Origin of the sequence: Salinicola sp. CR57 (assembly GCF_003206585.1) — a bacterium.
Lineage (GTDB): Bacteria > Pseudomonadota > Gammaproteobacteria > Pseudomonadales > Halomonadaceae > Salinicola > Salinicola lusitanus.
On record NZ_PZJL01000006.1, the window covers coordinates 347,653 to 370,060 of the forward strand.

Genomic DNA, 22,408 nt, shown 5'->3' on the forward strand with positions numbered 1-22,408 from the left:
ATGGCTAACAAAAGTTGCAAACTGCCAATCTTCGTTCGCTAGGGTATGATTGGCGCCCTCGAAGCTACCGACCCGCGGACGATCGAACCGTCGGGCAGTTACCGTGACCAGCAGGAGACCGATGATGACCGTGATCCGCCAGGAGGATCTCATCCAGAGCGTGGCCGATGCGCTGCAGTACATCTCCTATTATCACCCCAAGGATTTCATCGATGCCATGCACGCGGCCTACCAGCGGGAAGAGAACCCCGCGGCGCGCGATGCCATCGCTCAGATCCTGATCAACTCCAGGATGTGTGCCACCGGCCACCGGCCGATCTGTCAGGACACCGGCATTGTCACGGTCTTCGTTCACGTCGGCATGAACGTGCGCTGGGAAGCCGACATGAGTCTCGACGACATGGTCAACGAAGGAGTGCGCCGCGCCTATCTGCTGCCCGATAACGTGCTGCGCGCGTCGGTGCTGGCCGACCCCGATGGCAAGCGCAAGAATACCGGTGACAACACGCCTGCGGTGATTCATCACAAGCTGGTGCCGGGCGACACGGTCGAGATCCACGTCGCGGCCAAGGGTGGTGGCAGCGAGGCCAAATCCAAGTTCGCGATGCTCAATCCCTCCGACAACGTGGTCGACTGGGTGCTGGAACAGCTACCCAAGATGGGCGCTGGCTGGTGTCCGCCGGGAATGCTCGGCATCGGCATCGGCGGGACCGCGGAGAAGGCGATGGAGCTGGCGAAGGAAGCGCTACTCGACCCGATCGACATTCAGGCGCTGCAGGCACGCGGCGCCGGCAACCGGGCCGAGGAGCTGCGCCTGGAGCTGTTCGACAAGGTCAACCGCAGCGGCATCGGCGCTCAGGGGCTGGGCGGTCTGACCACGGTGCTCGATATCAAGGTCAAGGATTACCCAACTCACGCCGCCAACAAGCCGGTAGCGATCATCCCCAACTGCGCAGCGACCCGTCACGTGCACTTCACGCTGGATGGCAGCGGCGCGGCTGTGCTGCCGGCACCGAAACTCGACGATTGGCCCGAGATCACCTGGGAGGTGGGCGAGGGTGTGCGGCGGGTCAATCTCGACGAGATTACCCCGGAAGCCGTGCGCGAATGGCAGCCCGGCGATACCGTGCTGCTGTCGGGCAAGCTGCTGACCGGACGGGATGCCGCGCACAAGCGAATGATCGATATGCTGGCCAAGGGCGAGTCGCTGCCGGTAGACCTGAAGAACCGCTTCATCTACTACGTCGGCCCTGTGGATCCGGTGGGTGACGAGGTGGTCGGACCGGCGGGGCCCACCACGGCGACGCGGATGGACAAGTTCACACGGACGTTGCTCGAGCAGACCGGCCTGCTGGGCATGGTCGGCAAGGCCGAACGCGGCCCGCTGGCGATCGAGGCGATTCGCGACAATCAGGCAGTCTATCTGATGGCTGTCGGCGGCGCCGCCTATCTGGTCGCTCAGGCGATCAAGAAGGCCGAGGTGATCGCGTTCGACGACCTGGGCATGGAAGCGATCTACGAGTTCGAGGTCGAGGACATGCCGGTCACGGTGGCTGTGGACCACCTGGGAACATCGGTTCACCAGACGGGGCCCGCCAAGTGGAAGGAAATCATTGCCGAGCGGGTCTGAGAGCCAGGTGACGGAACCCCGTCGGCGAGCGTAGTCGGCTGCTATTGCATCAACAGAACGCGTAAAGAAGAGAGCCCCTGTGGGGCTCTCTTCTTTTTTCGGTATGATGTTGGTTAGGCTGACGATTTCTGGCGGAGAAGATGACAATGCAGCGTTGCGGAAGATGTCGGACATGACCTTGCTGATCGGCTGGCTGTTGTTCGTTTCTCACGTGGCCGGAATCGCCACGGCGGTTATGGCGCTGATGTCCAGCCGCACCTCGCAGGGTGCCGTTGCCTGGATCGTGACGCTGATCAGTTTTCCCTATATTGCCGTGCCGATTTTCTGGACGTTCGGCCGCCCGAGGTTCTACGGTTACGTCTCGGCGCGGGGCGAGCGGGACACCGTGCTGCGCCAGGTTCTTCAACGTTATCGGCCAAACATGGAGTCGTTCATTTCGCGTCCGGAAGCCGTCAGCGGACGTATTCGTGCGGTCGAGGAGCTGGCGCGTATGCCGATGACTCGAGGCAATCGCGCGGAGTTGCTCATCGACGGCGATGCCACTTTCGACAGCCTTTTCGAGGGGATCGATCGTGCCGAGGAGTATATCCTGGTCCAGTTCTTTATCGTGCGCGCCGACGAGATCGGCCTGGCCTTCAAGCGTAAGCTGATCTTTCAGGCAGAGCATGGCGTCAACGTCTATTTCCTCTACGACGAGATCGGTAGTCGAGGGCTGCCCGGCGGTTATCTCAGGGACCTGGAAGAGGCCGGAGTCAGGGTCTCTGCCTTCAACTCCTCGCGCGGCTGGCGCCATCGATTCCAGATCAACTTCCGCAATCATCGCAAGATCGTGGTCGTCGATGGCCGAGTGGGCTGGACCGGCGGGCTCAATGTCGCCGATGAATACCTGGGCCGGGTCGAGCGTTATGGGCCCTGGCGCGATACTCACTTGAAGCTTCAGGGCCCGAGCGTGCTGGCGCTGCAGGAAGCGTTCTGGGAGGACTGGTACTGGGCAACCGGCGACATTCTGGCGCTCGGTTGGAAGCCCAGACAGATTCCCGATGCGTCCCAGCACGTGGCGATCGTGCCCTCCGGTCCGGCAGACGGGCGCGAAACGGCCAGCCTCCTGGTTCAGCACGCCATTCATGGCGCACGTCATCGGCTCTGGGTGACCAGCCCCTATTTCGTTCCTGATCACGGTGTCCAGGACGCGCTGACCCTGGCGGCGCTCAGGGGCGTCGACGTCCGGGTGCTGATTCCCGAACGTCCGGATCATCTGTTGGTCTTCCTCTCCGCCTTTGCTTTTCTGCCGGAAATGATCCGCAACGGCGTCAAGATATACCGTTATCAGCCCGGTTTTCTGCATCAAAAAGTCCTATTGGTGGACGATCACACCTCGATGGTGGGCACAGTCAATCTGGACAATCGGTCTTTTCGGCTCAATTTCGAAGTCACCGCCTATGTCCCCGACAAGGTCTTTGCGGCTTCGGTTTTCGAGATGCTCGAACAGGACTTTGCCAGCAGCCGGCAGGTCAGCCAGCGCGAACTCGAGGAGCGGCCGCTGTGGCGCAAGCTGGTATCGCGCGCCACTTATCTGCTGTCGCCCGTGCAGTAGCGCTGCCACTGGCATGGCGGCCGACGTCACCAACGCTTGAAGGGTTGCCGGGAGGCACCATTGAATCTAGAAACCAAATGGCTCGAGGATTTCGTGGCCCTGTCCAACACGAGGAGTTTCTCGGCGTCGGCGCGTCAACGGCATGTCACTCAACCCGCGTTCAGTCGGCGCATCCGTTCCCTGGAACAGGCCGTCGGCGCCACTCTGGTGGACCGCTCGACGACACCGGTCAGTTTGACGCCGGAAGGGCAGCTCTTTCTGGTGACGGCGAGAAACATGGTCGAGCAGCTCAACGACAGCCTGGCGCACCTACGCGGTCTGGCCATGGACAACGAAGCCTTGGATATCGTTGCCGCCCATTCGCTGGCACTGGCCTTCTATCCGCCCTGGATATCGCGCCTGCAGAAAGGTGTCGGGGAGCTACCGACGCGATTGGTCGCCATGAACGTGGGCGATGCCATTCACGTCCTGCGGGAGGGCAACTGCGACCTGATGCTGGCCTACCACGATCCCTATGCCACCATGCAGCTGGACGCCGAGATATTCCCCTCGTTCTCCATCGGCCAGGTCAAGATGATCCCCGTCAGCGTCCCGGATACGAGCGGCGAGCCAAGGTTCTCGTTCGATGGCGACGGGCCGATTCCGTTCCTCTCCTACACCCAAGGCGCCTTTCTCGGCCGCAGTGTCCGCATGCTGCTCAAGAACGAGCCTGGGCGTATGCGTCTCAAGACCGTCTACGAGACGGCCATGGCGGAAGGGCTCAAGGGCATGGCGTTGCAGGGCGTCGGGCTGGCCTGGATTCCGGATTTCTGTATTCGTGACGAACTGGCGAACGGAAAGTTGGTGCGCGCTGCGGAGACCGACTGGGATATCCCGCTGGAAATTCGCCTGTATCGATGCTCGCTGGTCCACAAGCCCGGTGTCGAGAAGCTGTGGCGGCGCATGATGAAGCTTCCCAGCGATTTCCTGCGGGCATGAGGCGAACCGGTAGCGGTGGCGTGTCGTCGACCAGCACGGGAAATCCGGAAATCTCGTCTAGACTGCTGGTGTATCGTCCACAGGCCTCGCTCCGTCGAGGCGTTGGCGTTCATCTTTGCCGCTCTCGGTGACAGCAGACAACAGGGAACTCCACTTGATAGCCCTTTACTCCAAAGCCGTCTCTTTCTGCCAGTACTGGTTCGCCGTCGTTCGCGATTCCATCAAGTTGTGGCTCGACCGCAACGCCTTCAGCTACGCCGGCTCGCTGGCGTTCTACACGCTCTTCTCGCTGGCACCGACGGTGATTATCGCGGTGACCGTGGTGGGACTGTGGCTGGGCGAGGATGCCGCCCGGGGCGAGATCGTGAACCGCCTGCAGGATACGCTCGGCCCCTCGGCGGCCAGCGCCATCGAGAGTGCCGTCGCGCAATCGAGCATCCAGGCCTCGGGCATCCTGCCGACGGTGGCAGGCTTCGTCACGCTGCTCATCGGTGCGACGACGGTGTTCGGTCAGATGCAGTTTTCACTCAATACCATCTGGGGTGTCGCGCCCAACCCGGACCGCAACAGTATCTTTCTATTTGCCAAGAAGCGTCTGCTGTCGATGGCCGTCGTGCTGGCGATCGGGTTCGTGCTGCTGGTGTCGCTGATATTGGGCATCATCGTGCAGGCGACGTTCAGCTACGCCGGGGATTGGGTTCCCGGCAGCGTGTTCCTGCTCGAGATCGCTCAGTACGCCTTGTCCATCGTGGTCATCACGCTGTTCTTTGCCGCCATCTTCAAGGTGCTGCCGGATGTCGTGCTCTCCTATCGCGACGTGTTGCTGGGCGCCCTGGTGACAGCGGTGCTGTTCATCATCGGGCGCAACGCGATCGCGGCCTATCTGGCGCACACGGCAACGGCTTCGACGTACGGGGCGGCGGGTTCGGTCGTGCTGGTCCTGCTCTGGGTGTACTACTCGTCGCTGATCCTGCTGTTCGGCGCGGCGTTCACCCGAACCCATGTCCTGGCCAAGGGCGGCAGCATCATTCCTCGCAATACGGCCGTGGCAGTGCGCCATGAAGTGATCAGAAAGGAGGAGGCATCTCATGACTCATCGGACGATCAAGGCCTGGGTGAGCGGGAGAGTCCAGGGCGTCAGCTATCGTGAACATATACGTCGTCACGCGGAGCGCTGGGGCATCACCGGTCATGCGATCAATCTCGAGGATGGGCGCGTCGAGGTAACCGCCCATGGCGAGGCCATCGCCATCGCCGAGCTGATCGATCAACTGTGGGAGGGCTCCCCGGCCGCTGACGTCACCGATGTCACGGTCGAAGAGGCGACGATCGCGGCACCCGCGAGCTTTACCACAGGCTGAGACTCCGGGAGCCAACGCCGGCCGAGAATCGACCAGCGATAGCCGAACAAAATCGGCGATGACGGGCCAGGTTGGTGCGTCAGTCGATTGCTAACGTTGTACGGGTGGGCAACAGGCGTTTACCGGCCAGCGCGCAGGCCGTGCCCGGCGGTATCGGATCGCGGTGGAATCTCGCCCGCTCGCCTGGCCGGCGATCGGGCGAGCCGGTTTCAGTGCGAGGGCGGAGTGGCCAGCGTGTCGACGATCCAGTCGATGACGCCTGGGCCATCGGCGTTCATGCAGACCTCCGCCACGTTGCCTTGGGACCAGCGGGGATCGACGAACTCGCGTCGTTCCGGGGCCATCAGGGTCTGGCCCTCGGCCAGGCCGTCGGTGACCACGCTCAAGTAGCCGCGCTCGACGCGGAACAGGTCCGGACGCATCAGCCACACCAGCGCACAGCTATCGTGGGGGCAGCAGCCATCGATGCCCAGCGCCTGCTGGTAGAAGGCGCGGTAGAAGTCATAGCTCTCGCCCAGTACCTTCCCCAGGCGCCCCTGGGCTTCGACGATCCGCGCCATGCTCTGCGGATCCAGCACGCAGCGGTGTGTCGCATCCAACCCCACCAGCGTCAGCGGCCAGTCGGCCTGCAATACCCGGGCTGCGGCATGGGGGTCGTTGAAGATATTGGCTTCCGCGACGGGCGTCACGTTACCGCCTTCACGGATCGATCCGCCCATCACGACCACGCGCTTGACCTTGTCGACCAGCGTGGGGTCGAGCTGCAACGCAGCGGCCAGGTTGCCCAGCGGGCCGACGGCGACCAGCACGACTTCGCCCGGCCGGGCGTTGACCTGCTCGACGATGAATTGGGCGGCACTCTGCTTCAGCGCCTGGGTGGAGACCTGTGGCAATTCGATGTTGCCCAGGCCGTTGTCGCCGTGGATGTGCCCCGGCGGTGGGTTCTTGGGTTTGACCAGCGGCCCGGCGGCCCCCTGGGCAACGGGAATCGACTGACCGGCGAGCTCCGCAAGCAGCAGCGCATTCTGGGTGGCCACCTCGATCGTGACATTGCCGAAGGTGGTAGTCAGGCCCAGTAGCTCGATATCCGGGTGGGCCAGCGCGATGGCGATGGCCTGGGCGTCGTCGACTCCGGGGTCGGTGTCGAAAATGATGGGCGTCGGCATGAGAATTCCTAGAGTCGGTTCAGTTGACGCGCCGCCACCCGCCGGAATGGCGGCGCGGCGGCGATGAAGAGGTTCAGAGGGTCGAACGCTCGACCGGGAGTGCGGGCAGGGTGGCCACGGCCTTCTCGACGGCATCCGCATCGGGAATGCTGGGTTCGGCACCAGCCTTCTGGACACAGAGCGCCGAGGCGGTCGTCGCCAGGCGCAGCGCCTGTTCGATATCGTCGCCGCGCTGCCGTGCCGCCATGAAGTAACCGATGAAGGTATCGCCGGCGGCCGTGGTGTCGATCGCCTCCACCTTGTGGGCGGCCAGCATGACGCGCTCACCGCGATGCTGATGACAGGCCCCCTGACCGCCCAGGGTCAGGACGATCTCCACGTCCGGCAGACGCGTGGCCAGCGCCTCGAGCAGGGTGTCGGAATCGACGGACTCTCCCTCCCCGACCAGCGCCGCCGCTTCGCCGCGATTGAGGAACAGGAGCTGGCACAGATCCAGTGGCAAGCCGACGATCTCCGCGGAAAGCGGGGCCGGGTTGAACGCGATCGAGAGGCCCTTGCCGGCCGCCAGGCGCAGCATCTTGCCGGCATCGTTGCACTCGTTCTGGAGCAGGATCCAACTGCCGGGGGCGGCCGAGCCGACCAGTGCCTCGAGGCGGTCGTCGTCGAAGCCGTGATTGGCGCCAGGGTAGAGGATGATCGCGTTCTCGGCGTCGTCGTCGACCTGGATCAATGCGTGGCCGCTGGCGCCATCGATCAGCTCGATATCCGCGGTATCGACGCCGGCGCGGGTCAACGGTTCCAGCGCCCACCGGTCGCCCTCGTGCAGGCGTCCCCAGTGAACAACGCGCCCGCCGGCACGCGCCAGGGCCAGCGACTGGTTGGCACCTTTGCCACCCAGTACCTGATGCAGGCTGGTGCTGGAGAGCGTCTCGCCCGGGCGCACCAGGTGTGGAACCCGATAGACGTGGTCGATGTTGATCGAGCCGTAGTTGTAGATCCCCGGAATTTCGGTCGCCATCATCCGCGCTCCTCGGTCAGCCAGGCGCGCAGGTTGTCGGCGGTCAGGTCGACGACGCGTTGACGCGCTTCCGGCGTGATCCAGGCATTGTGCGGCGTCACGATCAGATTGAGCGGCTCGTGCAGGGCATCGAGCAGGGGGTGCCCCTCTCGTGGCGGTTCGACAGGCAGGCTGTCGACGGCCAGCCCGCCCAGGCGCCGCTCGCGGAGGGCGGCCAGCGCCGCCTCCTCGTCGATGATCCCGCCGCGAGCACAGTTGATCAGCAGCGCATCTCTCTTCATCGTCGCCAGCGCCTCGCGGCCGATCAGGCCCCGGGTCGCTTCCGTCAACGGGCAGTGCAGGCTCAGCACGTCGGCATCACCCAGCAGCGAGGTCAGACTGGGGCGAGCATCATTTGCCTCGTTGCCGGGGCGGGCGGCAAAACTGACACGCATGCCGAAGGCTTCCCCCAGCCTGGCCACCGCCGAGCCCAGCTCCCCGCGGCCGACGATCACCAGGTGCTTGCCGGCCAGTTGCAGGGTGCGATGGTCGAGCAGGCAGAAGAAGTCGCTTCGCTGCCAGGCGCCATCACGCACGTCGGCCTGGTACAGCGGCAGTCGCGCGGCCAGCGCCAGCACCAGCATCAGGGTGTGCTGGGCGACGCTCGCGGTGCCGTAGGCCGAGACGTTACGTACGATGATGCCACGCCGTTCCGCTGCGGCCATGTCGACGTTGTTGGTGCCGGTGGCCAGCACGCAGATCAGCTTCAGATCGGGCAGGGCGTCGATCAGCTCGGCGTCGATGACGACCTTGTTGGTCAACGCGATGGTGGCGCCCTCAAGCCGGTCGAGCCTTTCGTCCATGGCAGTGAGCTGATGAATCACGAGATCGTCGACGAACGTGCGAATCGGTGCGAGGTCGACGTCGTCGCCGAGGGAAGCGGCATCCAGAAGTACGGCTTTCATGCGTCTTTTCCTTGTCTCTTTTCCGTGCCGGCTGTCATCGCCTGGCAGTCGCTGGCGTGCGGACGACGACATCGGCATTGTCAGCCGGTAATATTGCCTGCGACCGGCCGCTACGCGCTATACTATGCGGCTTTCGAGCTTGGCTTGGGAAGGTCCGCGTGGCCACCGGCCATGACGAACGACGAACGAAAAACCGACTAAAGGATGCCGCGACGCCCGTCGGGGGAAGCGCGCCTGGATATCGTCAGCGAGCCGCCCGATCACCGGCCGGCGACCCTGGCACTCATAGAGAGTGACGACATCATGCCCATCTATGAATACGAGTGTAAGGCTTGCGGTCATCGGCTGGAAAAGCTCCAGAAGATCGGTGCGGCACCGTTGACCGATTGCCCGGCCTGCGAGCGCGCCGAACTGTCTCGCCTGGTCTCCGCGGCCGGCTTTCGGCTAGCCGGTGGCGGCTGGTACGAGACCGATTTCAAATCGGGCAGCAAGAAGAACCTCGTTGGCGATAGCGCCAAACCGGCGACTTCCGGCGATAGCGGCGGCAAGTCGGACGGCGCCAGCAAGGCGAGCGGCGAGAGCAAAGCGTCGGCCTGAATACCGTCTTCACCCTTTTTAGCTTCACAATCTTAGGATCCAGCATGCGCAGTCATTATTGCGGCCAATTGAACGAGTCATTGATCGATCACGAAGTCACGCTTTGCGGGTGGGTGCATCGCCGCCGCGACCATGGCGGTGTCATTTTCCTCGACATGCGCGATCGAGACGGTGTCGCTCAAGTGGTAGTGGATCCCGATACCGCAGAAGCGTTCGCCAACGCCGATCGCTCACGCAGCGAATATGTGCTGCGTATCGTCGGCCGCATTCGACTCCGTCCGGAAGGCACCCAGAACCCCAACATGCCCACCGGCATGATCGAGGTACTGGCCAAGCAGGTCGAAGTGCTGAATACCGCCGCCACGCCGCCTTTCCAGCTCGACGAGCATGGCAAGGTCGGCGAGGAGGTGCGACTGAAGTACCGCTACATCGACCTGCGCCGCCCGGAGATGATCGAAAAGCTGCGTCTGCGCTCGCGCATCACCCATAGCGTGCGTGCCTATCTGGAGGAGCAGGGCTTTCTCGATATCGAGACGCCGATCCTGACCCGTGCGACGCCTGAGGGGGCGCGGGACTATTTGGTGCCCAGCCGGACCCACGATGGTCACTTCTTCGCGCTGCCACAGTCTCCGCAACTATTCAAGCAGTTGCTGATGGTGTCCGGTTTCGATCGCTACTATCAGATTGCCAAGTGTTTCCGCGACGAGGATCTGCGCGCGGACCGTCAGCCGGAATTCACCCAGATCGACATCGAAGCCTCGTTCATCGATGAGCAGGCGATCATGGGTACCACCGAGCAGATGGTGCGCCAGCTGTTCCAGGAAGTGCTCGACGTGGCGCTGCCGGAATTCCCGCGCATGCCTTACAGCGAAGCCATGCAGCGCTACGGCTCCGACAAGCCGGACCTGCGAATCCCGCTGGAACTGGTGGATGTCGACGACCTGATGCAAACGGTCGACTTCAAGGTCTTTTCCGGTCCGGCCAAGGCCGACGATGGCCGGGTCGCCGCGCTGAAGGTCAGCGGTGGCGCCAAGCTGTCGCGCAAGGAGATCGACGAGTACACCAAGTTCGTTGGCATCTACGGCGCGAAAGGGCTGGCCTGGATCAAGGTCAACGAACGCGCCAAGGGGCTCGAAGGCCTGCAGTCGCCGATCGTCAAGTTCATGGAAGGGATCGTCGAGCAGTTGCTGGATCGTGTGGGTGCCGAGGATGGCGATATCATCTTCTTCGGCGCTGACAAGGCTCGCATCGTCAACGAGGCGATCGGCGCGCTGCGCGTCAAGCTGGGCGAAGACCTCGATCTTTATACCGCCAAGTGGGCGCCATTGTGGGTGGTCGATTTTCCGATGTTCGAAGCCGACGACAATGGCCGGCTATCGGCGCTGCATCACCCGTTCACCGCACCATCCTGCTCGCCGGAAGCGCTTCAGTCGTCGCCGTCGACGGCGCTGTCCCGCGCCTACGACATGGTGCTCAACGGTACCGAACTGGGTGGTGGCTCCATCCGTATTCACGACCAGGCCATGCAGCGAGCCGTGTTCGAAGTGCTCGGCATCGGCAAGGACGAGGCGGAAGAGAAGTTCGGCTTCCTGCTCGATGCCCTGCAGTACGGCGCGCCGCCCCATGGCGGCCTGGCTTTCGGTCTCGATCGACTGGTGATGCTGATGACCGGTTCGCGCACCATTCGCGACGTCATTGCCTTCCCCAAGACCCAGAGCGCCGCGGACCTGATGACCGATGCCCCGGGCGAGGTCACCAACCAGCAGCTGCGTGATCTGCATATTCGCCTGCGCCAGAAGGCGCAGCCGGAAAACGCCGGCGAGTAGGCGGTCTGGAGACGACGATGCCGGCGCCCCAGGTGGGCGCCGGTTTGCCTTCGGGGGTTCTGCGAGGCCCGTGGACGCATGTTGTTCGCCGAGCTCCATCGCCACAGTGGGTCCGTCATCCGGAAGATTGGTGGGAAAGGCGGCCAAGTAGGGAGGCCAGCGCTTGATTCTGTTGGGCATTGACCCCGGTTCGCGCATCACCGGCTACGGCGTCGTCGACGTTACCGCCAAGCCCCGCTATGTCGCCAGTGGCTGTATCCGTATCCAGGGAGACGATCTGGCCCAGAAGCTGGCGCGAATATACGCCGGCATCAGCGAGCTGATAGGCAAGTATCGACCCGCGGAGTTCGCCATCGAGCGGGTGTTCATGGACAAGAACGCCGACTCGGCGCTCAAGCTCGGCCAGGCGCGTGGCAGTGCGATCGTCTGTGCGGCCAATCATGGCCTGCCGGTGCACGAGTATGCCGCCCGCCAGGTCAAGCAGGCGATTACCGGGAACGGTGGCGCCGACAAGGCGCAGATCCAGCATATGGTGACGGCGCTGCTCTCTCTGGATGCGCCGCCACCGACCGATGCCGCCGATGCGCTGGCCATCGCACTGACCCACGCATACGCCCGACAGGGGTTGCTGGCCGTTGCGCCCAAGCGTCGTGGCAAACCGTCTCGAGGCGGGCGGTGGCGCGACTTCGAGCCGGATCGCTAGCCGCGTGGTGGCAGCTAGTCAGTTGAATCGGCGATGCGTATAGTGGACGCGGTCAGAGTAAGGACACGGATGGCATGATTGGACGTTTGCACGGCACGCTGCTGGAGAAACACCCCCCCTGGATCGTCATTGATGTCAACGGCGTGGGCTACGAGCTCGAGACCTCGATGACCACGCTGGTTGCGATGCCTGGCGCCGGGGAAGAGGTGCGCGTCTACACGCACCTCAGCGTGCGGGAGGACGCCCATCTGCTCTACGGGTTTGCTCGCGACGAAGAGCGTCAGCTGTTTCGAGCCCTGATCAAGGTCAATGGCATCGGCCCCAAGCTGGCGTTGGCCATTCTCTCGGGCATGGATACCGACGCTTTCATTCGCTGCGTCATGGACGGTGACAGCAAGGCCCTGACCAAGTTGCCCGGCGTCGGCAAGAAGACGGCGGATCGTCTGATCGTCGAGATGCGCGACCGTTTCCCGCACTGGCAGGAGGGGCAGGGGTCGCTGCTCGACACGCCCCGTGCCGCCGCGCAGCCCGCTTCCGATCCGCAGGCGGATGCCGAGGCGGCGCTGGTGACGTTGGGCTACAAGCCTGTCGAGGCTTCCCGCATGCTGTCCGGCCTGGACAAGAATCTGCCGACCGAGGCGCTGATCAAAGCAGCGCTGTCACGCCAGTTGGCTGGATAACGCGCCCATGATCGAACCCGACCGCCTGGTGGCAGCGCCACCGCAGCAGGGCGAGCAGCAGGTCGACCACGCCATCCGTCCCCGTCGGCTCGATGATTACATCGGCCAGCCGCGGGTGCGCGAGCAGTTGGACATCTTCATCTCCGCGGCACGCAAACGCGGGGATAGTCTCGATCACACCCTGGTCTTCGGCCCGCCCGGGCTGGGGAAGACGACCCTGGCCAATATCATCGCCGCGGAGATGGAGGTCGATATCAAGTCGACTTCCGGCCCGGTGCTGGAACGGGCTGGAGATCTGGCCGCGATGCTGACCAATCTGCAGCCGGGTGACGTACTGTTCATCGACGAGATTCACCGCCTGCCGGCTGCGGTGGAGGAAGTCCTCTATCCGGCGATGGAGGATTTCCAGCTCGATATCATGATCGGCGACGGCCCGGCGGCGCGCTCGATCAAGCTCGACCTGCCCCGGTTCACCCTCGTGGGTGCCACCACGCGAGCCGGTCTTTTGACCTCGCCGCTGCGTGACCGGTTCGGCATTGTCCAGCGACTCGAGTTCTATGCCATCGACGAACTGACCGAGATCGTCGCTCGTTCGGCGCGTCTGCTCGAGGTGCCTGCCGATGTCGCCGGGGCTCGGGAAATCGCGCGGCGGGCCAGGGGCACGCCACGCATCGCCAATCGCCTGTTGCGGCGGGTACGCGACTTCGCCGAGGTCAAGGGCGACGGTAGTGTCGACGCCGCGATCGCCGACCAGGCGCTCAACATGCTCAACGTCGATAGCCATGGTCTCGACCATATGGATCGACGGCTACTGCTGGCGATGATCGAAAAGTTCGATGGTGGTCCGGTGGGGGTCGATAGCCTCGCAGCGGCCATCAGCGAGGAGCGCGACACGATCGAGGACGTCATCGAGCCTTATCTGATCCAGCAGGGATTCATGATGCGAACCGCCCGTGGCCGTGTCGTCACTCGCTCCGCTTATCACCATTTCGGCATCGTGCCCAGCGATCAGGCGCCCCGAAGCGCGCCCCCCAACCACGATGAGCCCGGCCATGAATGAATTCATCCTGCCGGTGAAGGTCTATATCGAGGACACCGACGTCGGCGGCATCGTGTACTACGTTAACTACCTGAAATTCATGGAGCGCGCACGAAGCGAGTGGTTGAACGCATTGGGTTTCGGTCAACGTGGACTGATCGAGCAGGGCGTACAACTGGTGGTACATTCGCTTCAGTGTCGCTACGCACGCCCGGCACGGCTCGATGACCGGCTGGAGGTGACCGCCAGCATCGAGCGCCTGGCCGCCTGCTCGTTGCGATTCGCGCAGGCAGTGCGGTACGACGGGGATACATTATGCGAAGCGTCGGTCGATATTGCGTGTGTCGACGCGCAACGCCTGAAACCAAGACGTTGGCCCAGCAATCTACACGCGGCGCTGACTTCCGCCATTCCTAGCCAGTGATTCGAGGATTTTCGTGAACGACTCCATGTCCATCCCCCATCTGATCATGAACGCCAGTCTGGTGGTCCAGCTGGTCATGCTCCTGCTGTTGGCCGCTTCAGTCGCTTCCTGGGTCGTCATCTTTCAACGCAGTTTCGCGTTGAGCCGAGCCCGGAAGGCGCAGAAGGCCTTCGACGAGCGTTTCTGGTCAGGTGTCGATCTCAACGAACTCTATCGTGACGTACCGGAGAACTACGAAGCGCAGGGCTCGGAGCATGTGTTCCGAGCGGGCTTCCGGGAGTTCAACCGGCTGATGCCCAAGACACGCAGCAGTGAAGCGGTGCTGGACGGAGTGCAACGCTCCCAGCGAGTCGCGCTGTCACGCGAGGAAGACAACCTCAATGACAAGCTCACCCTGCTGGCCACGGTGGCGTCGGCCAGCCCCTACATCGGCCTGTTCGGCACGGTCTGGGGGATCATGGGTTCCTTCCAGAGCCTGTCGATGGCGCAGCAGGCGACGCTCTCTACCGTGGCTCCCTGGATTGCGGAAGCCCTGGTGGCAACGGCCATGGGCCTGTTCGCGGCGATCCCGGCGGTGATCTTCTACAACCGGCTGTCATCCATCGCCAGCCGTCTGCTCGGCGAGTACGAAGACTTCGCCGAAGAGTTCCATTCGATTCTGCACCGTAACCTGCAAGGTCGCGGTGGCAACCCGGCGGCCTGAGGCGGAGGTTCAACATGGGTGGACCCTATAGCCGCCATCATCGGCGCAAGCCGATGGGCGAAATCAACGTCGTCCCGTTCATCGACGTCATGCTGGTACTGCTGGTGATCTTCATGATCACCGCCCCGATGCTGACCCAAGGCGTGCAGGTCGATCTGCCGCAGGTCACGTCGGAGCCGATCGATACCGACGAGCAGGAGCCGATCATCGTCTCCGTGGACAGTCAGGGCGAATACTTCATCTCGCTGGGCGAACAGGACAAGGCGGTCACGCTGCAGACCGTTGGCGACCAGGTCGTGGCGATTCTCGAGCGCAAGCCCAACACCCCGGTCATGGTACGTGGTGACAGGAACGCCTCTTACGGTCAGGTCGTAACATTGATGAGCACGCTACAGATGGCAGGTGTGGCGAACGTCGGATTGATTTCCGAGCCGCCGCAAGGCAACGACGGGTAAGGAGTCAGCATGGCGAAGCGAAACCGCCGTGTCGGTTACGGCCTGCCCGTCGTTCTGGCGATCGCCGTTCACGTGGTGGCACTGTTGTTGACGATGCTGCGTCTGCCGGATAGCGAGCCCACGCCCAGCTCATCCTCGGTGGTCCAGGCCACGCTTGTCAGCGACGTGACTGCCACGGATCAGGCACAGTACGCCCAGGAAGCGCGGGCACGTGCTGCGCAGCGGCAGGCGGAAGAGGCCGCCCAGCAGGCGGCCGAACAGCAAGCCCAGGAGCAGGCCCAGCAGCAAGCCGCCCAACGCGAGGCCGCCGCGGAACAGGCTCAGGCTGAGTCCGAGCGGCGCCAGCAGGCTGCGGAGCAGGCGGCGGCCGAACGTGCCGAGGCAGAAGAGCAGCAGAAGGCGGCCGAAGCCGCACGCCAGGCCGAGCGCGAGAAACAACAGGCCGAAGCCGAGGCAGAAAAGCAGCGTCAGGTCGAACAAGCCAAGAAGCAAGCCGAAGCCGAGGCGGAGAAGAAGCGCCAGGCCGAAGAAGCCAAGAAGCAGGCCGAAGCCGAGGCAGAGAAGAAGCGCCAGGCTGAAGAAGCCAAGAAACAGGCCGAAGCCGAGGCGGAGAAGAAGCGCCAGGCTGAAGAGGCCAAGAAGAAAGCCGAAGCGGAGGCGGAGAAGAAGCGTCAGGCCGAAGAAGCCAAGAAAAAAGCCGCGGCCGAGGCGGAGAAGAAGCGCCAGGCTGAAGAGGCCAAGAAGAAAGCCGCCGCCGAGGCGGCGGCAAAAGAGGCGGCAGCCAAGGCGTTGAGCGACTCCATTGCCAACGAAAAGGAACGTATCGCCAATGCCCAGCAGTCCGATCAGGCCTCGAACAGCTTCATCAACCTGGTCAAACGGGCCGTCGAGGACCGGTGGCACTTGCCGGCCAACGCGGACAATGGTTTGGTGGCACAAGTGAGAGTGCGGCTAGGGCCTTCGGGTGAATTGCTGGCAGCCAGCATCACTCGCAGCAGCGGTAATCCCAGCTTCGATCGCTCGGCCACGCAGGCCGTGGAAGCCGCAGCGCCGTTCCGTGAGCTGCAGCAACTGGACGCCGGTCTGCAGCGGCGGTTTCGCGATTTCAATCTCAAATTCACCCCCGGGGATATACAGTGATGAAACGATGGATGTCTCAAGGATGGAAAGCCCTGGCCGCTGGCTGGCTGGTGTCGCTGGCGTGTCTCGCGACCACGGCCCAAGCGCAGAACCTGACCATCGAAATCACCCGCGGCAGCGATCAGGCAACGCCCATCGCCATCGTGCCGTTCGAATTCAGTGGACAAGGCGGGCTGCCACAGGACGTGGCGCAGATCGTCAGCGATGACCTGGAACATAGCGGCCAGTTCTCGCCACTGAGCCGTAGTTCTCTCGTGTCACTGCCCAGCAGCAGCGAAGACGTGTTCTACGACGACTGGAAGCGGGTCGACGCCCGCTATCTCGTGGTTGGAAAAATCGAGCCCCAGGGAGATCAGTATCGTATCCAGTACGAGCTGATGGATATCCTGGGGGGCAAGCGCATGCTGGGAGAAACGCTGACTTCGTCAGACGGCAACCTGCGTGCCAGTGCCCACTACATAAGCGACCAGATTTTCGAGGCCATCACTGGTATCCGAGGGGCTTTCTCCACTCGCATTGCCTACGTCGCGGCCAGCGGTACCGGTGATAACGCACGCTACGCCCTCTATGTGGCCGATGCCGATGGACACAACGGGCAGCAGGTCTTGTCGTCAGACGATCCGATCCTGTCGCCAGCGTGGTCGCCGGATGGCCAGAAGATCGCCTACGTTTCGTTCGAATCCGGTAACTCGGCCATCTACGTGCAGAATGCCTCCACCGGCGAACGGGTCCGCCTGACCTCTTTCCGTGGCATCAATGGGGCGCCGGCCTGGTCGCCTGATGGCCGCAAGCTGGCGATGTCGCTTTCCAAGGATGGACAGCCCGAGATCTACGTGATGAATCTGGCAACTCGTCAGTTGACCCGGCTGACCACCAACCCGGCCATCGAGACCGAGCCCGATTGGTCCCCGGACGGCCAGTCCCTGATTTTCACCTCCGATCGCAGCGGGGCGCCGCAGCTCTATCGCATGTCGGCCACAGGAGGACAGGCCGAGCGGGTAACCTTCACCGGCAACTACAATTCCGATGGACGCTTCTCACCGGATGGAAAAACATTGTTCATGGTGACCCGTGATGGCAGCGGCTATCACGTGGCGAAGCAGGAGCTCGACACGGGTCGGGTGACGGTTCTGACAGATTCACGTTGGGACGAATCGCCCAGTGTCGCGCCGAATGGCACCATGGTAATCTTCGCTACCCAGCAAGGGGCGCAAGGTGTGTTGGGGGCAGTTTCTTCGGATGGACGAGCGTCTTTCCGACTGCCTTCGGCGCAGGGTGACGTACGCGAACCCGCGTGGTCGCCGTTTTTGAACTAAACGACTACAGTCATTGTGTCATTCGACATCCGAGCAAGGAGATGACAATGCAAATTAAGACCTACGCCAAGACGTTAGCAGTCGCGCTGTCGCTAGCCGTAGTGGCTGGTTGTTCCAGCAGTGGCGGTACCCAGGAAGGGGACATGAATGGCACTTCCGGTGGCATGTCCGGACAGGGCATGACTTCCGGACAGGGCACCTCGGGCTCGCAGATGGGCGCCAACGATCAGCGTCCTAGCGTCGACACCATCTATTTCGCGTTCGACAGCGAAGAAATTCGCCCTGAATTCGAATCGGTACTGCGCGGCCACGCCCAGTATCTGATGGCCAACTCGAACGTCAACGTGACCCTTCAGGGTTATGCCGACGAGCGCGGTACTCGCGAATACAACCTGGGCCTCGGCGAGCGCCGTGCGCAGGCGGTCGAGCAGTACCTGACCGTTCAGGGCGTATCCCCGTCGCAGATCCAGATCGTCAGCTACGGTGAAGAGCGTCCGGCAGTTCAGGGCCATACCGAAGAAGCGTACGCCAAGAACCGTCGTGTCGTGTTCGCGTACTAAGCTGCGACGGAGAAAAGCATGAAACACGGTCTGAAAAGACTGTGCGGCGCGGGAGCCTTGGTGCTCCCGCTGTCCGTATGGGCTCAGCAACCTGTCGTCGATGATCTCACCGGTCAGTCGAACGGCTTCTACAGTCAGACGGAAGCCCGCCAAAGCGGCGGCGGCACTCTGACGATCCTCAATCAACTGCAGGACAACAAGCAGCAGATCCAGCAGCTTCGCGGCCAGGTCGAGGAGCTGCGTTATCAGCTGGATCAGCTCAAGCAACAGACCCAACAGCAGTACCTGGATCTCGATGACCGTATTTCCGGCGGCGGAATGGATTCAGGTAGCGCCGCGGGAGATGCCAGCGGCGATCTGAGCGGATCCGATGTCGACAGCGGCACGGCAAGTGAGGTCTCCGGCGCTTCCGCTTCAGCCAATGGTGGCGCTGCCAGTGAAGCCGACACCGGCACCAGCCGTTCGAACGCCTCCAGCACCACGGGCGGTGAAGGGCGAGAAGCCTATCAGGCGGCATTTCAGCAAGTGCAGTCGCGGCAGTTCGGTGCTGCCATCGACGCCTTTCAGCGTTTCATTTCCGACTACCCGCAGTCCAGCCTGCTACCCAACGCACACTACTGGCTGGGTGAACTCTACTCGGCGCAGTCACAGCTCGATCAGGCCGCCGATGCGTTCGATACGGTCATCAGCGACTATCCGCAAAGCAACAAGGTGCCGGATGCGCTCTACAAGCTGGGCCTGCTGAAGGCGCGTCAGGGCGATGCGGAAGGCAGTCGGCAATTGCTGCAGCGGGTACGCAGCGACTATCCCGATAGCAACGCCGCGCAGATGGCGGGCGATTTTCTCAATCAGATGGGCTGATCGGATCGTTCAGCGATCCGCCGGCGCCGCGACTCAGGATCTCTCCCTATGACCTGCCATATCGATTACCAGGCGCCCGCTGACCTGCTCGCCGGAAAGATCGTGCTGGTGTCTGGCGCCAGCGCCGGCATCGGCAGGTCCGCGGCCATGACTTACGCCCGCCACGGCGCCACGGTCATCCTGCTCGGGCGTAGCGTCAGCCGTCTCGAGGTGGTCTACGACGCCATCGAGGCAATGGGTGCCCCGCAGCCGGCGATCTTCCCGCTCAATCTGGAAAGCGCGACCGCCCAGGACCATCTGGCGGTGGCCACCAAGCTCGAGAAGGAGTTCGGGCGCTTGGACGGGTTGCTGCACAATGCGAGCATTCTGGGAGATCGGGTGTCGGTGGCGTCCTATGACCTTGAGCTCTGGGCCAAGGTGATGCAGGTCAACTTCACCGCGACACTGGGATTGACCCAGGCTCTGCTGCCGCTACTGGGTCAATCCGCCAGTTCATCGGTGGTGTTCACTTCCTCCAGCGTCGGACGACGAGGGCGGGCGAAGTGGGGCGCCTATTCGACTTCGAAATTCGCCACCGAGGGACTGATGGAGATTCTGGCCGATGAGCACCACGGGTCGACCATTCGTTTCAATTCTCTCAATCCCGGTGCCACGCGCACGGCCATGCGCCAGGCGGCCTATCCCGACGAGGATCCTCAGCGTCTTCGCACGCCGGAAGAGATCATGCCGACCTATCTGTGGCTGATGGGCCGGGATAGCGAAGGAATCAGTGGCGAGGCCTTCGACGCCCAGCCGCCGAAGCGCTGAGCCCGGGCCCGGCTAGCGGGACGTCAGTAACGCCAGCAGCTCGTCGGCAAGGGACTCCGAGGTGTCGAACCAGCGCTCCGCCGGCCATTCGTCGAGAGGCTCTTCGGCCGGAATATAACCGTAACGCACGGCGATCGCCGTCATCCCGGCCCGCTCCGCGGCTTCCATGTCCCGCCGATGGTCCCCGACGTACCAGCACTCTCCCGGCTCCACCTCCAGTTGACGAGCGGCAAACCACAGCGGTTCCGGTTCGGGTTTCCTGACAGGTAGATCATCGGCACAGACCAGCACCCCGGGCCGCAAGGAGAGCGCCTCGATCAGCGGTTCCGCATAGGCCCTGGGCTTGTTGGTCACGATCCCCCAGCCCCGCGCCTCCGCCTCCCACCGCGCGATGAGATCTGACAATCCAGGATAGACGCGACTGTTGTCGGCCACGACTTCCGCATAACGATCCAGCAGATATTGACGGGCGTCGGCATGTTGCGGGTGATCACTGGCGAGATCCAGCGCCAGGGTCACCAGGGCACTCCCGCCGTTGGAGACCTGGGCCCGGATGACGGGGTAGGGAAGTCGATCCATCCCATGATGCTCCCTCAACCGGTTGGTGGCCTCGGCCAGGTCGGGAGCGGTGTCGACCAGGGTGCCATCGAGATCGAACAGCAGCGCTTTCGGGAGGGCATACGGAGTCATTTGTCGTTGCCGCTACCGGTCCACTCGGGGCGCACATGCACCATGTAGTTGACCGAGACATCGTTGGGTGTCAGCCGGTAGCGTCGGGACAGCGGGTTGTAGGTCAGCCCGGTCTGGTCTTGCAGTCGCAGGCCGGACTGTCGACACCAGCCGGAAAGCTCGGAGGGGCGGATCAGCTTGCGGTAGTCGTGAGTGCCCTTCGGCAGAAGGCCCAGCACGTATTCGGCACCGACAATCGCGAAGGCGTAGGATTTCGGGTTGCGATTGATCGTCGAGAAGAACAGATGGCCGCCGGGTTTGACCAGCTTGGCACAGGCCGCGATCACCGAAGCCGGATCCGGCACATGTTCGAGCATCTCGAGGCAGGTCACCACGTCGAACTCGCCACTTTGCGCCGCCGCCATCGCTTCCACGCTGATGCAGCGATAATCGACCTCCACGCCGCTCTCCTGCTGGTGCAGCCGTGCCACCGCCAGGGGAGCCTCTCCCAGATCGATCCCAGTGACTTCGGCGCCGCGCATCGCCATGGCTTCACTCAGGATCCCGCCCCCGCAGCCGACATCGATGACCCGCTTGCCGGCCAGGGAGACATGGGCGTCGATGAAGCCCAGACGCAGCGGATTGATATCGTGCAGCGGCTTGAAATCGCCTTCCCGATCCCACCAGCGGCTGGCAAGCGCATCGAACTTGGCGATTTCGGCATGGTCGACGTTGTGATGCACGGAGGTGTCGTCGTGAGGTGATGATGTCATGAACGGATTTCCTTTCCGGGAATGTCGGTACACCGTCAAGCGGGGACGGCCGGCCAAGCGCATGGCGGTGCATCGCTTTGCGATATTCTACTATGGACGGTAGCTTGTCTGGAGGCCATGTCGGCGAAAAGCGAGTCGGTGGGGCAGCGCCTCGAGTTGTCGCTTTTCTGCGACTGTGCTTTCGGCTTCTCGCCCGCTAAGCTAGCAGAAGGATACGCTGTCGGGACACCGGCAATCGTTGATTTCATACCCAGGAAGGGAAGGACCTAAAAGATGATTCGCAAGGCCGTACTGCCCGTCGCCGGATTCGGCACCCGCTGCTTACCCGCTTCCAAGGCGATTCCCAAAGAGATGATCACCATCGTCGACAAACCGGTGATTCAGTACGTGGTCACCGAGGCGGTCAAGGCGGGCATCAAGGAGATCGTCCTGGTCACTCACTCCTCGAAGAGCGCCATCGAGAACCATTTCGACAAGCACTTCGAACTCGAGACCCAGCTCGAGGCCAAGGGCAAGAACGAACTGCTCGAAGAACTTCGCAACATCATCCCGGACGACGTCAATATCATCAGCGTGCGTCAGCCGGAGGCGCTGGGACTGGGACACGCCATCCTGTGTGCCCGCCCGGTCATCGGCAATGACCCGTTCGCCGTGCTGCTGCCCGATGTGGTCATCGACGACGACGGCATGACCAGTAACGATCTCACCGGCATGATCAAGGCGTTCGACGAGACCGGCAAAGCCCAGATCATGGTCGAAACCGTTCCCAAGGAACTGACGTACAAGTACGGCATCGTGGCTCTCGAGGGTGACGAGCCCGCCGCCGGTAATAGCGCACCGCTGACCGGCATGGTCGAAAAGCCGAAGGTCGAGGAGGCACCGTCCACGCTGGCCGTGATTGGTCGTTACCTGCTGCCGGGCGAGATCTTTCCGATCCTGGCCGAGACGCCGCCGGGGGCGGGCAACGAGATTCAGCTAACCGATGCCATCGAGACCCTGCGCAAGAACAGCGGTGCGGCGGCCTATCGCATGCAGGGCCAGACTTACGACTGCGGCAGCCAGCTTGGCTACCTCGAAGCGACCCTGGCCCTGGGGCGGAAACATCCCACCCTCGGTGAGGGCTTCCGTCAATTGATCCAGCAATACGCGGCCGAGGGCTAAGTC

The 22,408-nt window shown here is 63.0% G+C and carries 24 protein-coding genes; 19 read left to right on the forward strand and 5 right to left on the reverse strand.

The features are described from left to right. Window positions 1-124: 124 nt before the first annotated feature. The 5 genes from DOM56_RS11600 (at window position 125) to DOM56_RS11620 (ending at window position 5,563) form a co-directional block, all read left to right on the forward strand. Window positions 125-1,630, forward strand: coding sequence for a fumarate hydratase (locus DOM56_RS11600; protein ID WP_110709361.1), 1,506 nt, complete (start codon window positions 125-127; stop codon window positions 1,628-1,630). Window positions 1,631-1,802: 172 nt separating this feature from the next. Beyond that, the gene (gene cls, locus DOM56_RS11605) at window positions 1,803-3,224 is read left to right on the forward strand and encodes a cardiolipin synthase (RefSeq protein WP_110708887.1); all 1,422 of its coding nucleotides are present in this window, start codon (window positions 1,803-1,805) and stop codon (window positions 3,222-3,224) included. Window positions 3,225-3,284: 60 nt separating this feature from the next. Next, a complete protein-coding gene (locus DOM56_RS11610) occupies window positions 3,285-4,202 on the forward strand; it encodes a LysR family transcriptional regulator (protein WP_110708888.1) in 918 nt (305 codons plus the stop codon). Window positions 4,203-4,356: 154 nt separating this feature from the next. Further along, the gene (locus DOM56_RS11615; protein ID WP_232822267.1) at window positions 4,357-5,352 is read left to right on the forward strand and encodes a YihY/virulence factor BrkB family protein; all 996 of its coding nucleotides are present in this window, start codon (window positions 4,357-4,359) and stop codon (window positions 5,350-5,352) included. Continuing rightward, window positions 5,291-5,563, forward strand: a complete 273-nt coding sequence (locus DOM56_RS11620; RefSeq protein WP_110708890.1) for an acylphosphatase — start codon at window positions 5,291-5,293, stop codon at window positions 5,561-5,563. The genes DOM56_RS11615 and DOM56_RS11620 overlap by 62 nt, the downstream gene beginning before the upstream one ends. 209 nt (window positions 5,564-5,772) lie before the next feature. Here the strand turns inward: DOM56_RS11620 and DOM56_RS11625 are convergent, their stop codons facing one another. The 3 genes from DOM56_RS11625 to DOM56_RS11635 form a co-directional block, all read right to left on the reverse strand. Beyond that, window positions 5,773-6,729 (reverse strand): nucleoside hydrolase, encoded by a 957-nt coding sequence (locus DOM56_RS11625; protein ID WP_110708892.1) that lies wholly within the window; start codon window positions 6,727-6,729, stop codon window positions 5,773-5,775. A 73-nt stretch (window positions 6,730-6,802) separates the two neighbouring features. After that, on the reverse strand, window positions 6,803-7,747 hold the full coding sequence (locus tag DOM56_RS11630) for a ribokinase (RefSeq protein WP_110709365.1): 945 nt from the start codon (window positions 7,745-7,747) through the stop codon (window positions 6,803-6,805). Continuing rightward, complete coding sequence (locus DOM56_RS11635) at window positions 7,747-8,691, reverse strand: D-2-hydroxyacid dehydrogenase (RefSeq protein ID WP_110708895.1); 945 nt, start codon at window positions 8,689-8,691, stop codon at window positions 7,747-7,749. Before DOM56_RS11635 ends, DOM56_RS11630 begins: the two co-directional genes overlap by 1 nt. A 303-nt stretch (window positions 8,692-8,994) precedes the next feature. Between DOM56_RS11635 and DOM56_RS11640 the strand changes: the two genes are divergently transcribed. The 13 genes from DOM56_RS11640 to DOM56_RS11700 all read left to right on the forward strand — a co-directional run bounded on the left by DOM56_RS11640 (window position 8,995) and on the right by DOM56_RS11700 (window position 19,802). Next, window positions 8,995-9,288, forward strand: coding sequence for a zinc ribbon domain-containing protein (locus DOM56_RS11640; RefSeq protein WP_110600447.1), 294 nt, complete (start codon window positions 8,995-8,997; stop codon window positions 9,286-9,288). Between the two features lie 44 nt (window positions 9,289-9,332). Next, a complete protein-coding gene (gene aspS / locus DOM56_RS11645; RefSeq protein ID WP_110708897.1) occupies window positions 9,333-11,114 on the forward strand; it encodes an aspartate--tRNA ligase in 1,782 nt (593 codons plus the stop codon). Window positions 11,115-11,277: 163 nt separating this feature from the next. Next, window positions 11,278-11,817 (forward strand): crossover junction endodeoxyribonuclease RuvC, encoded by a 540-nt coding sequence (gene ruvC / locus DOM56_RS11650; protein WP_110708899.1) that lies wholly within the window; start codon window positions 11,278-11,280, stop codon window positions 11,815-11,817. A gap of 74 nt (window positions 11,818-11,891) precedes the next feature. Further along, window positions 11,892-12,497, forward strand: coding sequence for a Holliday junction branch migration protein RuvA (gene ruvA / locus DOM56_RS11655; protein ID WP_110708901.1), 606 nt, complete (start codon window positions 11,892-11,894; stop codon window positions 12,495-12,497). A 7-nt stretch (window positions 12,498-12,504) separates the two neighbouring features. Beyond that, entirely contained in the window at window positions 12,505-13,557 is a 1,053-nt protein-coding gene (ruvB, locus tag DOM56_RS11660) for a Holliday junction branch migration DNA helicase RuvB (RefSeq protein ID WP_110708903.1), read from the forward strand. Next, entirely contained in the window at window positions 13,550-13,960 is a 411-nt protein-coding gene (ybgC, locus tag DOM56_RS11665) for a tol-pal system-associated acyl-CoA thioesterase (RefSeq protein WP_110708904.1), read from the forward strand. The genes ruvB and ybgC overlap by 8 nt, the downstream gene beginning before the upstream one ends. Before the next feature lie 13 nt (window positions 13,961-13,973). After that, on the forward strand, window positions 13,974-14,663 hold the full coding sequence (tolQ, locus tag DOM56_RS11670) for a protein TolQ (RefSeq protein WP_110708907.1): 690 nt from the start codon (window positions 13,974-13,976) through the stop codon (window positions 14,661-14,663). A 14-nt stretch (window positions 14,664-14,677) separates the two neighbouring features. Then, window positions 14,678-15,118 carry a protein TolR gene (tolR, locus tag DOM56_RS11675; RefSeq protein WP_110599628.1) on the forward strand — a complete coding sequence of 147 codons (441 nt, stop codon included), beginning with the start codon at window positions 14,678-14,680 and terminating at the stop codon, window positions 15,116-15,118. Window positions 15,119-15,127: 9 nt separating this feature from the next. Beyond that, window positions 15,128-16,258: a cell envelope integrity protein TolA gene (gene tolA, locus DOM56_RS11680; protein WP_110708909.1), complete on the forward strand. Its 1,131-nt coding sequence runs from the start codon at window positions 15,128-15,130 to the stop codon at window positions 16,256-16,258. A gap of 11 nt (window positions 16,259-16,269) precedes the next feature. Then, window positions 16,270-17,574 carry a Tol-Pal system beta propeller repeat protein TolB gene (gene tolB, locus DOM56_RS11685; RefSeq protein WP_110709367.1) on the forward strand — a complete coding sequence of 435 codons (1,305 nt, stop codon included), beginning with the start codon at window positions 16,270-16,272 and terminating at the stop codon, window positions 17,572-17,574. A gap of 47 nt (window positions 17,575-17,621) precedes the next feature. Further along, the gene (pal, locus tag DOM56_RS11690; RefSeq protein WP_110708911.1) at window positions 17,622-18,134 is read left to right on the forward strand and encodes a peptidoglycan-associated lipoprotein Pal; all 513 of its coding nucleotides are present in this window, start codon (window positions 17,622-17,624) and stop codon (window positions 18,132-18,134) included. A gap of 18 nt (window positions 18,135-18,152) precedes the next feature. After that, window positions 18,153-18,995 (forward strand): tol-pal system protein YbgF, encoded by an 843-nt coding sequence (ybgF, locus tag DOM56_RS11695; RefSeq protein WP_110708913.1) that lies wholly within the window; start codon window positions 18,153-18,155, stop codon window positions 18,993-18,995. Between the two features lie 48 nt (window positions 18,996-19,043). After that, entirely contained in the window at window positions 19,044-19,802 is a 759-nt protein-coding gene (locus DOM56_RS11700; protein ID WP_110708915.1) for a YciK family oxidoreductase, read from the forward strand. Between the two features lie 12 nt (window positions 19,803-19,814). On the opposite strand, the gene DOM56_RS11705 is transcribed toward DOM56_RS11700, so the two are convergent. Further along, on the reverse strand, window positions 19,815-20,492 hold the full coding sequence (locus DOM56_RS11705; protein WP_110708917.1) for an HAD-IA family hydrolase: 678 nt from the start codon (window positions 20,490-20,492) through the stop codon (window positions 19,815-19,817). Beyond that, window positions 20,489-21,244, reverse strand: coding sequence for a bifunctional 2-polyprenyl-6-hydroxyphenol methylase/3-demethylubiquinol 3-O-methyltransferase UbiG (gene ubiG, locus DOM56_RS11710; protein WP_110708918.1), 756 nt, complete (start codon window positions 21,242-21,244; stop codon window positions 20,489-20,491). Before ubiG ends, DOM56_RS11705 begins: the two co-directional genes overlap by 4 nt. Before the next feature lie 273 nt (window positions 21,245-21,517). Here ubiG and galU point away from each other — a divergent pair, with 273 nt between their 5' ends. Beyond that, on the forward strand, window positions 21,518-22,405 hold the full coding sequence (galU, locus tag DOM56_RS11715) for a UTP--glucose-1-phosphate uridylyltransferase GalU (protein WP_110708920.1): 888 nt from the start codon (window positions 21,518-21,520) through the stop codon (window positions 22,403-22,405). The last annotated feature ends 3 nt before the right edge of the window (window positions 22,406-22,408 follow it).

Bases quoted from the DNA above. Each gene is read 5' to 3' on its own strand.
- pal (WP_110708911.1), top strand. From the start codon at position 17,622: ATGCAAATTAAGACCTACGCCAAGACGTTAGCAGTCGCGCTGTCGCTA.
- tolB (WP_110709367.1), top strand. From the start codon at position 16,270: ATGTCTCAAGGATGGAAAGCCCTGGCCGCTGGCTGGCTGGTGTCGCTG.
- ruvA (WP_110708901.1), top strand. From the start codon at position 11,892: ATGATTGGACGTTTGCACGGCACGCTGCTGGAGAAACACCCCCCCTGG.
- DOM56_RS11630 (WP_110709365.1), bottom strand. From the start codon at position 7,747: ATGGCGACCGAAATTCCGGGGATCTACAACTACGGCTCGATCAACATC.
- DOM56_RS11635 (WP_110708895.1), bottom strand. From the start codon at position 8,691: ATGAAAGCCGTACTTCTGGATGCCGCTTCCCTCGGCGACGACGTCGAC.
- aspS (WP_110708897.1), top strand. From the start codon at position 9,333: ATGCGCAGTCATTATTGCGGCCAATTGAACGAGTCATTGATCGATCAC.
- DOM56_RS11700 (WP_110708915.1), top strand. From the start codon at position 19,044: ATGACCTGCCATATCGATTACCAGGCGCCCGCTGACCTGCTCGCCGGA.
- cls (WP_110708887.1), top strand. From the start codon at position 1,803: ATGACCTTGCTGATCGGCTGGCTGTTGTTCGTTTCTCACGTGGCCGGA.
- DOM56_RS11600 (WP_110709361.1), top strand. From the start codon at position 125: ATGACCGTGATCCGCCAGGAGGATCTCATCCAGAGCGTGGCCGATGCG.
- tolR (WP_110599628.1), top strand. From the start codon at position 14,678: ATGGGTGGACCCTATAGCCGCCATCATCGGCGCAAGCCGATGGGCGAA.
- ubiG (WP_110708918.1), bottom strand. From the start codon at position 21,244: ATGACATCATCACCTCACGACGACACCTCCGTGCATCACAACGTCGAC.
- DOM56_RS11705 (WP_110708917.1), bottom strand. From the start codon at position 20,492: ATGACTCCGTATGCCCTCCCGAAAGCGCTGCTGTTCGATCTCGATGGC.
- DOM56_RS11640 (WP_110600447.1), top strand. From the start codon at position 8,995: ATGCCCATCTATGAATACGAGTGTAAGGCTTGCGGTCATCGGCTGGAA.
- ybgC (WP_110708904.1), top strand. From the start codon at position 13,550: ATGAATGAATTCATCCTGCCGGTGAAGGTCTATATCGAGGACACCGAC.
- DOM56_RS11620 (WP_110708890.1), top strand. From the start codon at position 5,291: ATGACTCATCGGACGATCAAGGCCTGGGTGAGCGGGAGAGTCCAGGGC.
- galU (WP_110708920.1), top strand. From the start codon at position 21,518: ATGATTCGCAAGGCCGTACTGCCCGTCGCCGGATTCGGCACCCGCTGC.
- DOM56_RS11625 (WP_110708892.1), bottom strand. From the start codon at position 6,729: ATGCCGACGCCCATCATTTTCGACACCGACCCCGGAGTCGACGACGCC.
- ybgF (WP_110708913.1), top strand. From the start codon at position 18,153: ATGAAACACGGTCTGAAAAGACTGTGCGGCGCGGGAGCCTTGGTGCTC.
- tolA (WP_110708909.1), top strand. From the start codon at position 15,128: ATGGCGAAGCGAAACCGCCGTGTCGGTTACGGCCTGCCCGTCGTTCTG.
- ruvB (WP_110708903.1), top strand. From the start codon at position 12,505: ATGATCGAACCCGACCGCCTGGTGGCAGCGCCACCGCAGCAGGGCGAG.